Source organism: Bacteroides sp. 43_46, assembly GCF_001915455.1.
Taxonomy (GTDB): Bacteria; Bacteroidota; Bacteroidia; order Bacteroidales; family Bacteroidaceae; genus Bacteroides; species Bacteroides caccae.
On the sequence record NZ_MNQN01000116.1, the window covers coordinates 49,758 to 65,175 of the forward strand.

Below are 15,418 nucleotides of genomic sequence, written 5' to 3' on the forward strand. Positions count from 1 at the left end.
TAACTAAAAGTTTAATTGAACACCTGCATTAATAACCATTTGAACAGGATATCCCAAGCCTTTGCCTCCCATTTCAACATCCCAAAGTTTGAATTTGCTGAATGTTAACAGATTGGTACCACTCAAATAGAATCTGAGCATACTTATATGAGCTTTCTTTGTTATCTTTTCCGGAATAGTATACCCCATTTCTACTGATTTTAACCGTAAAAACGAACCGTCTCTCATGAACCACGTACTCTTCTGATAGTTGTTCGTTCTTTTTGTTGCAGACAAACGAGGCCATAAAGCATACAAGTTACGATTTTCTTCGGACCAATGATCGTCAGCATAAGCCTTCAATAAGGTTCTTTGGTTGCCAATGAAAGGAGCTGTGTTTTCCGGATCAATCCAGAATGAAGAACGTGCCGATCCTTGGAAGAAGCATGAGAGATCAAAACCTTTGTAACCGGCAGAAAAACCAAAGCCATATATGATTTCAGGAGAAGTCGGGTATCCAATGGGAACCATATCCGTTTCTGTAATCTGACCATCTCCATTAATATCTTTATACTTAATATCACCTGCCATTGCTTTCTGATTATCAAAACTCTGTACGGGCGAATTTGCAACATCTGCTTCATCGACAAACAATCGTTCAGCAACATATCCCCATGTCTGTGCCAAGCTATTTCCTTCGCGCCTACGCCATGGAGTATCAGAATAATCCGGTTCTTCATATTTCGAATATTCACTGGTTGCATAAGTAAAATTGCCACGTACCATTAACCACATACCATTAGAAAAAGAGTGGTTGTAATCAACAGAGGCTTCAAAACCATGACTTTTTGCTTCACCGACATTGGCTGAAGGATTTGTTTGCAAACCAATAAAAGAAGGGACGTGCGCACGCGTCATTAAGATATTTTTACGACGTTCACTAAAATAATCAGCTATAATCTCTACTTTGTCAAACAAACCTATCTCAACGCCGAAATCTGTTTTATATGCTGTTTCCCATGAGATATCTTCATTGGGATAGCGGACAAACGAAACACCACCGCCAGGATGCGAATAACTCAAATCAGTACCAAAAGCAATGTTTTTGCCAGCATCTGCCACGTTCACGTTTGACAGATAGAAGAAACGGTCTTTGGTATTTCCAATAGCGTCATTACCTACCAAACCATAAGTTGCTTTCAGTTTCAACTTGTTCATCACTTTCTTCCAACTTTCCGGATAGAAATGTTCGTTTGAAATAATATAGCCGGCGCCTATTGAAGGGAAGAATCCCCATCTGTTCTTTTTGGCAAACCTCTCGGAACCATTATAACCAAAGTTTAATTCTCCAAAATAACGACTGTCATACGAATAAGTGGCACGTCCGGCAAGACCTATATTCCGGTGAGGCAACGAAAGTAGTAAAGAGCCTGCATTGGCTTCTTTATATTCACGCATCGTTCCTACAAGTAATCCTGTTACCGTATGTTTTTCATTAAAAACACGGTTATAATCTACGGCCGCTTCCAAATAATAAGAAGTATTGATTGTCTTGGGACCTTCTGTGTATTGAAGCGCTTCCGAACCTTTATCTTCATTCAAAGCACTAAGTTGATATGTGTTTGTAAACTTGTCGTATGAGTCCAGACGATAGAAGAATGGCACATACTGTCTACTTACATCAAAATATGAATAACGATTTGTGTTTGCTAATACGCGTGCATTCAGCCCTTTAGTAATAAACTCCAAATTCTGCTTCAACTCTACCTGAGCTACTATGGTAGTGGCTGAATAATCTTTATACCCCTTCACCAACTCGGCATAAGGATTTGTATAGTCCGCATTGGTTCCCGCATTACCGAATAAGATATTGGGTGCATTCTTATATCTCTCGTCCGGCTGATATACGGGTTGGAACATGACCGGATTAGTGTTCATTACCATTTCATAGAATTTACTACCATCTTTTAGTGGTCCGGTATAATCATCAAAAGTACCATACATACGTACTACAACTTCTGTACTTTTTGTCATATTGATATTAACCGTAGCTCGCATTATCATTCTTTGCAACGATATATTGTTATTAAAACTATTTTTCCCATTGACTTGCAATAAACCACTATCTTTACTATAACTTCCTGATAAATAATAACGGGCTACTTTACCTCCGCCACTGATATTGAAATTAAAACGATGATTGATTGCCTGATCTTTAAACAGCATTTCTTTCCAGTCAATAGCCGGATACACCTGTGGATTTAATCCTGCTGCCGTAGATGCAATCTTTTCTTCAGAATAAGGCAAGGCCCCTAACGGATCACGTGTACGAACTGCTTCATTATGCAACTTCATATAAGTGATAGGATCTGCCAAATCAACAGTCCTGGTAGGACGTGACATTGCCAGTTCATAACGAATAGAAACTTTAGCTTTTCCTTCGGAACCTTGTTTTGTGCTAACCAAGATAACCCCATTAGCACCTCGCGAACCATATAATGCGGCAGCAGTAGCATCTTTCATGACAGAAAAACTTGCAATATCATCTGTTTGAAGTCTTGCCAGGTCGTCCGTACCCATTTCAATCCCATCAATGAGAATTAAAGGATTGGCACGGGTCTCACCCTCGAAGGTAGTGACACCACGTACAAAGAACTGAGCATTGTCTTTACCCGGCTCACCGCTAGTTTGGTAAGATATGATTCCCGACATACGCCCTGCTAGTGCGGTAGTAAGGTTACTGGAGGGAACTTTCAATTCTGCAGGTTTGATAGTTGAAACAGAAGCAATTACACTCTCCTTTTTCTGTTTTGCAAAAGCCACAACGGTGACCTCCTCCAACTCATCAATTTTCGGTTTCATACGAATCACATACGTACTTTTATCAGTCACCTTAATACGGGCATTCTGATAACCCAAATATGAAACTTCCAACTCCTGATTCGGAAAAGCACTCAATGTGAATTTTCCGTCCATATCTGTTATTCCACCTCCTGCTACGCCTATAACAACGACCGTGGCGCCAATAACAGGTTCTTCATTTTCATCAAGAACCGTACCCTTGATTTGCTTTTTAGATTTTTGATTTATCTCCTGAGTTATAGGAGTTGCTATATCAGTTGGCACTGCGTATGCAGATAGCGAACATAGGCATGTACCAACAAGAAGAGTAAATAAAGAATATTTTTTTTTCATGTTATAAGTATTAAAAATAAAGTTTGATTTGAAATTATTTTCCAAAATTTCTTTTCACAATAGTTATTCTCCCATAGGCGTTTTGTTTTAGAGTTTATATTAAAAATATCTCCCGGTAGTTTTCTAAAAATATTTAGTATTAAGTCTAAATGAATTGCAGTAGATTTACCAAGTTCTACTGAGACTTATTTTGCATAATAGAGAAGTCTGTAAAATATTTGAGAGCGAAAAGCAACAAAAGGACTTATTTTAGAAGTAAAATATGGCTGAATATTGGATTAGAAACCTTTCATCAATGATAAAACGAATATTTTAATAAAATATTTTATTAAATAAATGGTTTATTCTAAATTTATACATATATTTGCAGCAGGTTAATATGTTTGTAGTAGATATTATATAACTAATAAATTCTTTAAAGACGACAATACCAAGTCTCAGTAGAACTTGGTAATAAAAGAAAATAAAAAAATGACATAACCCAAAGAGGTTATGTCATTTTTTTATTTATTGGTTATTGCTTATAAATATGCTTTATGCTAAATTACATTTTCTAGTTTAAGGGTCCATGCATAATTGCATGGCATTTCATCATAATATAGAGAAGGCACTGTGATTACAATATCCTCTCCTTTCTGTTTCCAAACAATCTTTTTGTCTAATCCCAACATGGAGATTCTAGTTTTATTCGTTACTTTTATTCCTTTCAAAATAACAGTAGGTTTGGGATATTGAGGCAAAATGGCATATACGTCATTTCCTTTTTTTGTAAAAAACACCTCTTTCACGGCATATCCAGGTTCGGGATGAATGGTTTGTTTGAGAATCTCATTTCCACTGACATAATGTTTGCCTTTGGGTTTCCATTCTCTATTGCCTTTTGACCATTGGAAAGATTGCTTCCACATACGTGTACCGTATATAGCTTCACCATTCACACGTAGCCAATCACCAATTTGTAATAACCGTTCTTGCATTATAGGAGGAATTTTTCCGTTTGCATTAGGACCAATACCTAACAGTAAATTTCCACCTTGACTAACCACATTAACCAAAGTCAGCACCAAGGCTTGTGGTAATGTGTAGTCTTCCAGATCTTCATTCTGATTAAAACCAAATGAGAAACCTATGCCACGACACTCCTCCCAAGGCTTATTATATGTACTATTTGTATTACTATATTCTCGGGTATAATAATCCCCATGTTTGCGCCCGGTATTATTAGCCCAACGATCATTTACCACAATACTATCTTTCACCGGAGATTCTGAATAAAGCCAGGATAATGTACGTTCTACCTGCCATATCTTATCATTCATAGAATCGGGACCGTCTGCCCAAATCAGATCCGGTTTATAATTATTGACCAGGTCTTTTAATTGTGGGAAAAAGTGGCGTTCATAGAATAAATCCATTGTCTCACGATTATATAACGGATTATCCCACTCCCGCAATGAAAAATAACATCCTACTTTCAAATCGGTCTTACGCAAAGCATTTACATATTCTCCAACCAAATCACGATGCGCGCCAATTTCCATACTATTCCAGGGTCTTCCGTATGATTTGGAAGCTTCTTTACTCGGCCATAACGCAAATCCTTCATGATGTTTAGTCGTAAGCACTATATATTTAGCGCCGGCACGCTTAAAAAGATCCGCCCATTCGTTAGCATCATAACTCATGGCTTTAAACATAGGAGCAAAATCAGCATAAGTGAAATCCTCACCGTACATTTTCTTATGGTAGTCATAAACTTCTGTCCCGGTAAAATCTCCATTTCCAAGTAGAGTCTTCCGGTCCAACCAGTATTTATACCATTCCGAATAAGTGCCCTTGGGCGACCACATTGGTACCGAATACAAGCCCCAGTGGATAAAAATCCCAAACTTTGCATTCTCAAACCAGGAAGGGACAGGTCTTGTATCTAAGGACTCCCATGCAGGAGCATAAGTTTTTTGCCCCATTAAAGAAATAGATACCAAACAAAAAATAGCAATCAGATGTGTTTTCATCGTTTTCAAAATTAAACAGTTATTGTACTATTCTTTAAAGACATTGGCAAATATATTAAAAAATATAATTAATTGGATCATTTATTATTATATTATTTAATATGTAGGGCAGGTTAAGTTATTATACATGGCGGAATAGAACTTTATTCTTCAAAGCATATCGCTCGTCCACGACTCTATCTGTGGGGAAAAATGTAAAGATCAACCGCCATTCTCCTTTGTGATAAACGAACTTACGACCGTTTGCGCCTCGAAGAATTATTTCATATTTTTCCCATAGAAAGGCTTCAATACGTTCCGGCATTTCGCAGCCCATTGCCGAAAACTCCACTGTAATGAAGAAATGTGGAATAGATATTCCGGCAACTTCCTGAAATATACGATCGATTATTGTCATTTCTTAGCTTCTTTTGATACCTCCAAGAGCTTTCCGTATGCATCAAATGACCTTCGCGAAGCTAACGAAATGGTTATCATCAGCGACAACATGGATGCAGTGAATGTGATCACCATAATCATCATCTGATATTTGATAGCCACATTCGGACTGCTTCCTCCCAAAATCTGTCCTATCATTGTTCCCGGAAGGGCTACTAGTCCCATTACGGCAATATTGGCAATCAACGGGCTGAAGGATTTGATAATAGCTTGTTTGATAAATGGTGCCTGCGCTTCTTGTCGCGTAGCTCCATTTCCCAATAAATATCGGTATAGTTGTTGCTCACGTTTCAGGCCACTATAATATGTATTCAAAGCAATCACATTGCTCGATAGCATATTTCCCATTAGGATTCCGAAGATCGGAATAAAGTACTGGGCGCTAAAAATATTATCCAGTTGAAGCACAATACCTATAAAATATAATCCGACCAATATTACACTGCACAAGAATCCCACAGTAATGGGAATCAGTAAGATGCGTCGTTTCAGTCCGGTCCGTACCAATGCTGTTTGTCCCGCAACGAATATCATAACAATGACCCAAAGAAAATTAATCCAGGGGTTATTCCATAAAAAGAGATATTTCAGATAAATGCCGATAAAAAATAATTGAATAATCATTCGGAGTGTGCCTATCACAGCAGGTTTCAACAATCCCGTCTTAAATTTCCATAGATAGAAAAAGGGAATGGCAAGCAGCAGCAAGCCAACAAAAAGATTATAATATGATATATCAATGGTTCCCACAACAAGTTTCGTTTTATATCGTCCTAACAGATTTCGTTTATAATTCTATTAAATAATGGCATCCCGAAGCAAAGTCCTTATCATGCGATACCGCCAAAACAGCTGCCCCTTTTTCTGCCTGCCGTCGGAAAAAAGCCAGTACTTTGTCTGTCGATCCGGTATCTAATGCCGATGTCGGTTCATCAATTACAATCAACGGCTTATTGAGCAATGCGGCCACAGCTAACATAATGCGCTGGCGCTGTCCACCCGAAACCTCATTTACTCTTTTAAAGTATAATTCATGCTCCAACCCCAACTCGTCAAAACACATAAAAAGCCTTTCTTCCGAAAAAGGAACGGAACGGTTTACTTTCAGCTCGAATGGCAAAGATACCATTTCTTTTACCCATTCGAAAGGTAACGCCAGTTCTTGGGGAATCCATGCAATCTGGCGGCGGACAAGATCAATGGTTGATTTATCCAGTAACGTCCCGCCTACTTTAATAGTCCCCTCATATAATGGCACAAAGCCCATTACGGCGTTTAGTAAGGAAGTCTTTCCACAACCGGATTGTCCTACGATACAGGCTGTCTCTCCCTTCTCCAATTTCATTTCAAAACCGGAAAAAAGGACTTCTGTTCCAAAAGCGATACAGGCATTATTGATATGTAACATGGCGTTTTTAATTCTTTCTTTCCGGCAAAGGTACTATTTTCTTGAAAAACGTTATCTTTGCCTCACTAATTAATTCGAGAAAAGTTATGATACTAAACGAAAGAGATGCCCGTCACGAGCATATATTGCAGGTTGCCCGTCAGATGATGACAGCTGCACGTACTGCTCCGAAGGGAAAGGGAATTGATATTATTGAAGTGGCCTTAATCACTGATGAAGAGATTAAACAACTATCCGATACAATGGTTGCTATGGTTGAAGAGCACGGAATGAAATTTTTCCTTCGTGACGCTGACAACATCTTAAATGCCGAATGTGTTATATTAATAGGAACGCGCGAGCAAGCGCAGGGCTTGAATTGTGGCCATTGTGGATTTACAACCTGTGCCGGGCGTACGGAAGGAGTCCCTTGCGCAATAAATAGTATTGATGTAGGTATCGCTATTGGTTCCGCTTGTGCCACAGCCGCCGATATGCGCGTAGACACACGTGTCATGTTCTCTGCCGGACTGGCAGCACAACGCCTGAACTGGCTGAAAGACTGCAAAATGGTTATGGCAATTCCTGTAAGTGCATCCTCCAAGAATCCGTTTTTCGACCGGAAGCCTAAACAGGAAACCAAGGCTTAACACCGTGTATGGCCGAGTTAAATTAAACAATTTATATAAACTTAAATAGATTAGTCTAATGGGAATTATGGTTGGACTCCCCAGCCCCAGTGGTTCGGAGAAGGATTTACAATTAAATTTCGGAAAGAATATGACCGTACAGGTGGAAATGAGAGCTCCTCATCTGCCTGCCGAATGGCATACGCAAAGCGGCATACAATTAACATGGCCACACGCCGGTACGGACTGGGCATATATGCTGACAGAAGTACAGGAGTGTTTTATAAACATAGCCCGGGAAATAGCAGAACGTGAATTACTCCTGATTGTCACTCCCGAACCGGAAGCCGTGAGAGAACAGATCGCTTCAAGCGTAAATATGGATAACGTCCGTTTCTTGGAATGTGAAACCAACGACACATGGGCGCGTGACCATGGTGCTATCACCATGATAGACAACGGCACTCCTTCCCTGCTCGACTTCACATTCAATGGTTGGGGGTTAAAGTTTGCCTCCGACTTGGATAATCGAATTACCCGACACGCCGTAGAAGCGGAAGTATTAAAAGGTCATTATGTCAATCGTCTCGGTTTCGTCCTTGAAGGAGGTTCTATCGAAAGCGACGGTATGGGTGTTCTACTCACCACTTCCGAATGCCTGCTCTCTCCCAACCGGAACGGACAACTCAACCAAGTAGAGATAGAAGAATACCTGAAATCAACCTTCTATCTGCAAAAGATTCTTTGGCTGGATCATGGTTATCTGGCAGGTGATGACACTGACAGCCATATCGACACTCTAGCACGTTTTTGTTCTACAAATACCATTGCTTATGTGAAATGTGACGATAAAGAGGATGAGCATTACGAAGCACTGCGCGCAATGGAAGAACAACTGAAGACATTCCGTACGCTGGCAGGAGAACCTTATCGTCTGTTAGCTTTGCCTATGGTCGATAAGATAGAAGAAAATTGCGAACGTCTGCCTGCCACATACGCTAATTTTCTGATAATGAATGATGCCGTTCTCTATCCTACATACAACCAGCCGGCAAACGACCGGAAAGCAGGTGAAGTACTGCAACAAGCATTTCCCAAACATGAGATAGTAGGAATTGATTGCCGTGCGCTTATCAAGCAACACGGTTCTTTACATTGTGTCACTATGCAATATCCACAAGGAGTTATTAAATAAACAGTCATTATGAGAAAGATAAAAGTAGGATTGATACAGCAATCCAATACCGCAGATATACGAATGAATTTAATGAATCTTGCGAAAAGTATTGAGGCTTGTGCTGCTCATGGCGCACAGTTGATTGTACTTCAAGAATTACATAATTCGCTTTATTTCTGTCAGACAGAGAATACTAATTTGTTCGATCTTGCCGAACCGATTCCCGGTCCTTCCACCGGATTTTATTCGGAACTGGCAGCAGCTAATAGAGTGGTTCTTGTCACCTCTCTTTTTGAGAAACGTGCTCCCGGGCTCTATCATAATACTGCCGTTATTTTTGACCGTGACGGAAGCATTGCAGGAAAATACCGTAAAATGCACATTCCTGATGATCCTGCCTACTACGAGAAGTTCTATTTCACTCCCGGAGATATAGGGTTTGAACCGATCCAGACTTCTTTAGGAAAACTTGGAGTATTGGTATGTTGGGATCAATGGTATCCGGAAGCTGCCCGTCTAATGGCGCTGAAAGGTGCAGAACTTTTAATTTATCCTACTGCTATCGGCTGGGAAAGTAGCGATACGGATGATGAGAAAGCTCGTCAACTCAATGCATGGATTATCTCCCAACGTGCCCATGCTGTTGCAAACGGTCTTCCTGTTATTTCCGTCAACCGTGTAGGACATGAACCCGATCCTTCGGGACAGACTAACGGTATTCTATTTTGGGGAAATAGCTTTGTGGTCGGTCCGCAAGGAGAATTCTTAGCGCAAGCAGGTAATGACCGTCCGGAGAATATGGTCGTCGAAATAGATATGGAACGTTCGGAAAATGTACGCCGTTGGTGGCCATTCTTGCGTGACCGTCGGATTGACGAATACGAAGGACTGACTAAACGCTTTCTGGACTAGAGTTTGAGATATAATCAATAGTCGTATATTAAAAAACGAAAGGCACAGAGTTTTAATTTTACATTTCACTCTGTGCCCTTTCTATATACTGTATAATGGACTTCTTATTGGAAAGTTATCTTTTTATTAGCCAAAAAATTGGCACCTCCATAAATAAACAAGCCCAGAAATTGCGCAAGATATTCATTAACGTCCAATCCTTCTACTAACAGGATAAGAAATAAGAATTGTGCGGTGTAAGCCACTCCGAAAGCAGAGCAAAAGAGCAGTATCTGTTTCCAGAGACTGTTCTTTTTGTTTTCTACGGGAAATATCCAGTACTTACACCAGATAAAATTATGAATCTGAGCTATCAGGTACGCCGTTATATTAGCCACCATATAGTCACCGTCGAATGATATTTCTTTCATCATTAACCATACAACCAACGCCATAATCAAAGCGTTCATTGTACCGATTACTATAAAACGGAATATACGTACTGATTCTTTCACTCTCCTTCCTTGATATCAACGATCAAATTCAATTCGTCAAGTTGAGTCTGGTCAATAGCAGACGGCGCATCCAACATTACATCACGTCCTGAGTTGTTCTTCGGGAACGCAATACAGTCGCGGATAGAATCGAGCCCGGCAAACAGAGATACCCAACGGTCAAGTCCGTATGCCAAACCACCGTGAGGAGGTGCACCGTACTTAAACGCATTCATCAGGAAGCCAAATTGTGCCTGTGCTTTTTCAGGTGTAAAGCCCAGAATCTCGAACATCTTAGCTTGCAGCTGTGCATCGTGGATACGGATAGAACCGCCGCCAACTTCCACACCGTTAATAACCATATCATATGCGTCAGCGCGCACAGCAGCAGGATCTGTATCCAGCAAAGGAATATCTTCTTCTTTCGGATGAGTGAACGGATGATGCATAGCCATTAGACGGCCTTCCTCTTCACTCCATTCGAACATCGGGAAGTCTATCACCCAAAGGCAAGCAAACTTGTTCTTATCACGCAATCCTAATTGAGAACCCATTTCCAAACGAAGCTCACAAAGTTGCTTACGTGTCTTCATCACATCATCACCGGACAGGATCAAGATCAAATCACCCGGTTTCGCACCGAACGCTTCTTTCATCTGCTGCAATACTTCTTGGGTATAGAACTTATCTACGCTCGATTTCACCGTTCCATCTGCTTCGACGCGGGCATATACCATACCTTTCGCACCAATCTGCGGTTTCTTCACAAACTCAGTCAATGCATCCAGTTGCTTACGGGTATAGGTTGCAGCACCTTCCGCACAGATACCACCCACGTAAGCAGCATTATCAAATACAGAAAATCCGTGGCCTTTCATGATATCCATTAGTTCCACAAATTTCATACCGAAACGTAAGTCTGGCTTATCACTACCATAATATTTCATGGCATCTGCCCAAGACATACGCAGGAACGGTTCGGTTAGTTCCACACCACGAAGGGTTTTAAACAGATGTTTAGCCATTCCTTCGAAAGTGGCGATAATGTCTTCCTGCTCAACGAAACTCATTTCACAGTCAATCTGTGTGAATTCCGGCTGACGGTCGGCACGCAGGTCCTCATCGCGGAAGCATTTTGCAATCTGGAAATAACGGTCGAAACCGGAAACCATTAGTAGTTGCTTCAAAGTCTGCGGAGACTGTGGAAGTGCATAGAACTGTCCCGGGTTCATACGTGAAGGCACAACAAAATCACGTGCACCTTCCGGAGTGGAACCGATCAATACAGGCGTTTCTACTTCGATGAAACCTAACTTGTCAAGATAGGTACGGACTTCGATTGTCATCTTATGACGTAACTCCAAATTAGAGCGGACAGCATTACGACGCAAATCCAGATAACGGTATTTCATACGGATATCGTCACCGCCGTCCGTGTTATCTTCAATTGTAAACGGAGGAGTCATTGCAGTATTCAGTACGTTCAGTTCGGAAACAATGATTTCAATGTCTCCGGTAGGAATATTTGCATTCTTGCTGAAACGTTCGTTTACCGTTCCTTTCACCTGAATAACGAATTCACGTCCCAATTTATTGGCACGTTCACAGAGTTCTGCGTTTACTTCTTCATTAAAAACCAATTGGGTAATACCGTAACGGTCGCGAAGGTCAATAAAGGTCATGCCCCCCATTTTACGGCTGCGTTGCACCCAGCCGGACAACGTAACTTGCTTATTTACGTCAGAGATTCTCAGTTCTCCACATGTATGCGTTCTGAACATATATTTTATTATTTAGATAATTATCACTCGTGTTTCTAATTTTGGACGAGCCAAAACTTTGCAAAAGTACGCAATAATTTGTAATTCGTGAGTAGTAATTAATAAATTTATTACCCCTTTTTCGTCAGTTTCTTTAATATCTTCTTGTTTCTATCTGTTATATTATCTACAATCGCTTCATTCATTAATTTGATTCCGTTCATGTACTCCTGTGCTCTTTGAAGCACATTTGCCGCATCTTTTTCTGCTGCTTGTGGCACTACCACACGCAAACCTCTCTGAATCAATTCAATATTCACATCAGCATCCGTTTCCATAGGATCACCGTCGAAATGTACCACACCCGGAGCGGTTCTACGAATACACAATCGTCTACAACGGAATGTTTTGATACGGCTATTCTGATCAATAGTCTTATTGAATAACTGAAAAGCGAGTGAAGGAACATCTAAAACGGTAAACGGTTCGAGAATGGTCACATCCAGCAATCCATCTGTCAGTGTAGCTTGCGGAGCGATATATGCATTGTTTCCATACTGCGAAGCGTTACCGCATGCAATAAGAAAAGCTTTGTATTTGGTTACTCCATTTTCCGTTTCCAGTTCATAAGTTTCTGGCTGATATTTAAGACTTTCCTGCAATGTCTTTTCCAGATAAGTCAATAACCCACGTTTGCCGGCATGCGCAAACTTCAAGCTAACAAAAGCATCGAAGCCGACTCCGCAGGTACAGAAAAAATCTGTTCCGTTAATCTTGCCATAATCTATTACGTCCATGCAACCTTCATTAAGCACTTCCAATGCTTTCTTCGGTTCCATGGGTATATGCAGGTGCCGTGCAAGTCCATTGCCCGAGCCACAAGGAATGATTCCCAAAGCGGTATCCGTATGCACCAACGAACGAGCTATCTCATTGATCGTTCCGTCTCCTCCGATAGCTACTACTATATCTGCCTTTTCCTCGGCAGCTTTCGCGGCTATTTCTACTGCATGACCGGCTCTCTCTGTATACACTACTTCCCAAGAGTATCTCGCCTTGTCTATTTTTTCATTCAGCAAGCTAAGAATCAATTCCTTACTTTGTGTACCCGAAATAGGATTGACGACGAATATTATTTTCTTCATTCTTTCGTTCATGCTATTCTTGTCGATTGTAGACGACAAAAGTAATACAAATATATTAAATTTTAATCTATTAGAGGTTTCTAATCATACGAAGGCAACTTTTTTCCCTTAAAAAGAACAGATAAAAGCAAATTTTGTTATCTTTGCCCCCTGTTTTAAACACTTGTTAAGAAAAAAGGATTATTAGATCATCAGCGAGTGATCTGAGTATGAGTATAATAAATTATAATTCATGGGATTATTACAAGAGAAGTTAGCTAAGTACGACCTGCCACAAAAGTTTATGGCACAGGGCGTTTACCCATATTTCCGTGAGATTGAAGGAAAACAGGGTACAGAAGTAGAAATGGGCGGACACGAAGTGTTGATGTTCGGTTCCAACGCATACACTGGCCTTACGGGAGATGAAAGAGTTATTGAAGCAGGTATACAAGCCATGCACAAGTATGGTTCCGGTTGTGCCGGTTCACGTTTTTTGAACGGTACGCTTGATCTGCATGTCCAACTGGAGAAAGAACTGGCCGCCTTTGTAGGTAAAGATGAAGCGCTTTGTTTCTCAACCGGTTTCACAGTTAATTCCGGAGTTATTCCTGCATTGACAGACCGCAATGATTATATCATTTGTGATGATCGTGACCACGCTTCGATCGTAGACGGTCGTCGTCTTTCCTTCTCCCAGCAATTAAAATATAAGCACAATGATATGGCTGATTTGGAAAAGCAACTGCAAAAGTGCAATCCAGATTCAGTAAAACTGATTATCGTTGACGGCGTATTCTCCATGGAAGGCGATTTGGCAAACTTACCTGAAATTGTACGTTTGAAACATAAGTACAATGCTACTATCATGGTAGATGAAGCTCATGGTTTAGGTGTATTCGGAAAGCAGGGACGCGGTGTTTGTGACCACTTCGGATTAACTCATGAGATTGATCTGATTATGGGTACTTTCAGCAAGTCTTTGGCTTCTATCGGTGGTTTTATCGCTGCTGACTCTTCTATCATCAACTGGTTGCGTCACAATGCTCGTACATATATATTTAGTGCATCCAATACTCCGGCTGCTACTGCATCTGCTTTAGAAGCTCTTCATATCATTCAGAATGAGCCGGAAAGACTCGAAGCTCTGTGGGAAGCTACCAACTATGCTTTGAAACGTTTCCGTGAGGCAGGTTTCGAAATCGGTGCTACCGAATCACCTATCATTCCTCTTTATGTACGTGATACAGACAAGACTTTCATGGTTACTAAACTGGCTTTCGATGAAGGGGTATTCATAAATCCGGTTATTCCACCCGCATGTGCTCCACAAGACACATTGGTGCGTGTGGCATTAATGGCTACTCATACAAAAGAGCAGATTGACCGTGCTGTTGAGAAGTTAGTAAAAGCATTCAAGGCTTTGGATATTTTGTAATCAGTATTAGAATCATATAAAAAAGCTACTTTCCTGATTCCATAAAAAGGGAAGTAGCTTTTTTTATTTATTGGATGAAATGTATGTTCACATATTAAATTACATCATTTCTGTTTCGCATAGCGAATCTCCATTCCCCGATTATCCAAAACTAACGAGTCAGCCGTTATTTTTTTTATCTTCATTGTATCTATAAACTCAATTGTCTGCCCATTGCCAATACTGTTTCCTGCCAGAATCAGTTGATCACCTTCCTGCTTCCAATTTTTATAAACTAATGTAGCCATATTAACGGAAGATGCAATACCACCTTCTTCCAGTTTAATACCCTGCACTTGGTCTTCCATTCCTGGGATAGGCTCAATCCATACTCCTGTGACGGAAGCAGAGTTTCCACTACATGCAGCCAATAGCCCTGTCAACAAAGTTGTTGCCAACATTTTCTTTTTCATAATTCTACGTTATTGTTAGATTAATTATTTATTGATTCCGGTTTTTCTTTCCTATCACAATCACTTTTTGAGCGGTCGGTATAGTATTTAACCCGGGTTCTTCCTCCTCTTCTATATAATTCACTCTCACCGTATCTCCTAACTCAAAGCCTGCTACATCGTTTGGCTCTTGATCCATTGTACTAATAAAGAGTGTATCTCCTTGCAAGGTAATTAGCATAAAGTTATTCATTGAAGCGTCCTTTACAACTCCGGTTATTATTTTTATCTCTTCAGTTGGGTTAGTCGACAAACTGTCAACTTCTACCTCCTGCTCTATGTTTTGTTTACTTCTCGACTGGCATGAACTAAAACCAATCATAACTGCCAACAATAAAAAAACTTTCATTCTATTCATACACATTCTCCTATTTGATATAAAATTGGAATAGTGCAAAGA

At 40.4% G+C, this 15,418-nt stretch carries 14 protein-coding genes; 4 read left to right on the forward strand and 10 right to left on the reverse strand.

The window, feature by feature from the left end; all coding sequences use genetic code 11:
• Window positions 1-3 precede the first annotated feature (3 nt).
• From BHV72_RS12230 to BHV72_RS12250, 5 genes are all read right to left on the reverse strand, one after another.
• A complete protein-coding gene (locus BHV72_RS12230) occupies window positions 4-3,174 on the reverse strand; it encodes a SusC/RagA family TonB-linked outer membrane protein (protein WP_229127052.1) in 3,171 nt (1,056 codons plus the stop codon).
• A 539-nt stretch (window positions 3,175-3,713) separates the two neighbouring features.
• Complete coding sequence (locus BHV72_RS12235) at window positions 3,714-5,141, reverse strand: alpha-L-fucosidase (protein WP_005675841.1); 1,428 nt, start codon at window positions 5,139-5,141, stop codon at window positions 3,714-3,716.
• A 169-nt stretch (window positions 5,142-5,310) separates the two neighbouring features.
• Window positions 5,311-5,586 carry a hypothetical protein gene (locus BHV72_RS12240; RefSeq protein WP_005675842.1) on the reverse strand — a complete coding sequence of 92 codons (276 nt, stop codon included), beginning with the start codon at window positions 5,584-5,586 and terminating at the stop codon, window positions 5,311-5,313.
• Window positions 5,583-6,377 (reverse strand): ABC transporter permease, encoded by a 795-nt coding sequence (locus BHV72_RS12245; RefSeq protein WP_005681132.1) that lies wholly within the window; start codon window positions 6,375-6,377, stop codon window positions 5,583-5,585. Before BHV72_RS12245 ends, BHV72_RS12240 begins: the two co-directional genes overlap by 4 nt.
• 37 nt (window positions 6,378-6,414) lie before the next feature.
• Complete coding sequence (locus BHV72_RS12250) at window positions 6,415-7,035, reverse strand: ABC transporter ATP-binding protein (protein WP_005675845.1); 621 nt, start codon at window positions 7,033-7,035, stop codon at window positions 6,415-6,417.
• A gap of 86 nt (window positions 7,036-7,121) precedes the next feature.
• Between BHV72_RS12250 and BHV72_RS12255 the strand changes: the two genes are divergently transcribed.
• From BHV72_RS12255 to BHV72_RS12265, 3 genes are read left to right on the forward strand one after another with little or no spacing between them, the layout of a single operon-like run.
• Window positions 7,122-7,664: a ferredoxin domain-containing protein gene (locus BHV72_RS12255; protein ID WP_022043024.1), complete on the forward strand. Its 543-nt coding sequence runs from the start codon at window positions 7,122-7,124 to the stop codon at window positions 7,662-7,664.
• Window positions 7,665-7,722: 58 nt separating this feature from the next.
• Complete coding sequence (locus BHV72_RS12260; RefSeq protein WP_149928050.1) at window positions 7,723-8,838, forward strand: agmatine deiminase family protein; 1,116 nt, start codon at window positions 7,723-7,725, stop codon at window positions 8,836-8,838.
• 9 nt (window positions 8,839-8,847) lie between these two features.
• Window positions 8,848-9,732 carry a carbon-nitrogen hydrolase gene (locus tag BHV72_RS12265; protein WP_286856104.1) on the forward strand — a complete coding sequence of 295 codons (885 nt, stop codon included), beginning with the start codon at window positions 8,848-8,850 and terminating at the stop codon, window positions 9,730-9,732.
• Window positions 9,733-9,836: 104 nt separating this feature from the next.
• Here BHV72_RS12265 and BHV72_RS12270 read toward each other — a convergent pair whose 3' ends face one another.
• The 3 genes from BHV72_RS12270 to BHV72_RS12280 form a co-directional block, all read right to left on the reverse strand.
• Window positions 9,837-10,226: a GtrA family protein gene (locus tag BHV72_RS12270; protein WP_032837757.1), complete on the reverse strand. Its 390-nt coding sequence runs from the start codon at window positions 10,224-10,226 to the stop codon at window positions 9,837-9,839.
• Window positions 10,223-11,986 (reverse strand): aspartate--tRNA ligase, encoded by a 1,764-nt coding sequence (gene aspS / locus BHV72_RS12275; RefSeq protein ID WP_005675851.1) that lies wholly within the window; start codon window positions 11,984-11,986, stop codon window positions 10,223-10,225. The genes BHV72_RS12270 and aspS overlap by 4 nt, the downstream gene beginning before the upstream one ends.
• Before the next feature lie 110 nt (window positions 11,987-12,096).
• Window positions 12,097-13,122 (reverse strand): diacylglycerol/lipid kinase family protein, encoded by a 1,026-nt coding sequence (locus tag BHV72_RS12280; protein WP_022043028.1) that lies wholly within the window; start codon window positions 13,120-13,122, stop codon window positions 12,097-12,099.
• 220 nt (window positions 13,123-13,342) lie between these two features.
• On the opposite strand from BHV72_RS12280, the gene spt reads away from it, so the two are divergent.
• Window positions 13,343-14,527, forward strand: a complete 1,185-nt coding sequence (gene spt, locus BHV72_RS12285) for a serine palmitoyltransferase (RefSeq protein ID WP_005675854.1) — start codon at window positions 13,343-13,345, stop codon at window positions 14,525-14,527.
• A gap of 104 nt (window positions 14,528-14,631) precedes the next feature.
• On the opposite strand, the gene BHV72_RS12290 is transcribed toward spt, so the two are convergent.
• Together BHV72_RS12290 and BHV72_RS12295 are read right to left on the reverse strand one after the other, a co-directional pair.
• Window positions 14,632-14,979, reverse strand: coding sequence for a lipocalin-like domain-containing protein (locus tag BHV72_RS12290; protein ID WP_005675856.1), 348 nt, complete (start codon window positions 14,977-14,979; stop codon window positions 14,632-14,634).
• 28 nt (window positions 14,980-15,007) lie between these two features.
• Window positions 15,008-15,376 carry a hypothetical protein gene (locus tag BHV72_RS12295; RefSeq protein WP_005675857.1) on the reverse strand — a complete coding sequence of 123 codons (369 nt, stop codon included), beginning with the start codon at window positions 15,374-15,376 and terminating at the stop codon, window positions 15,008-15,010.
• Between the last annotated feature and the right edge of the window lie 42 nt (window positions 15,377-15,418).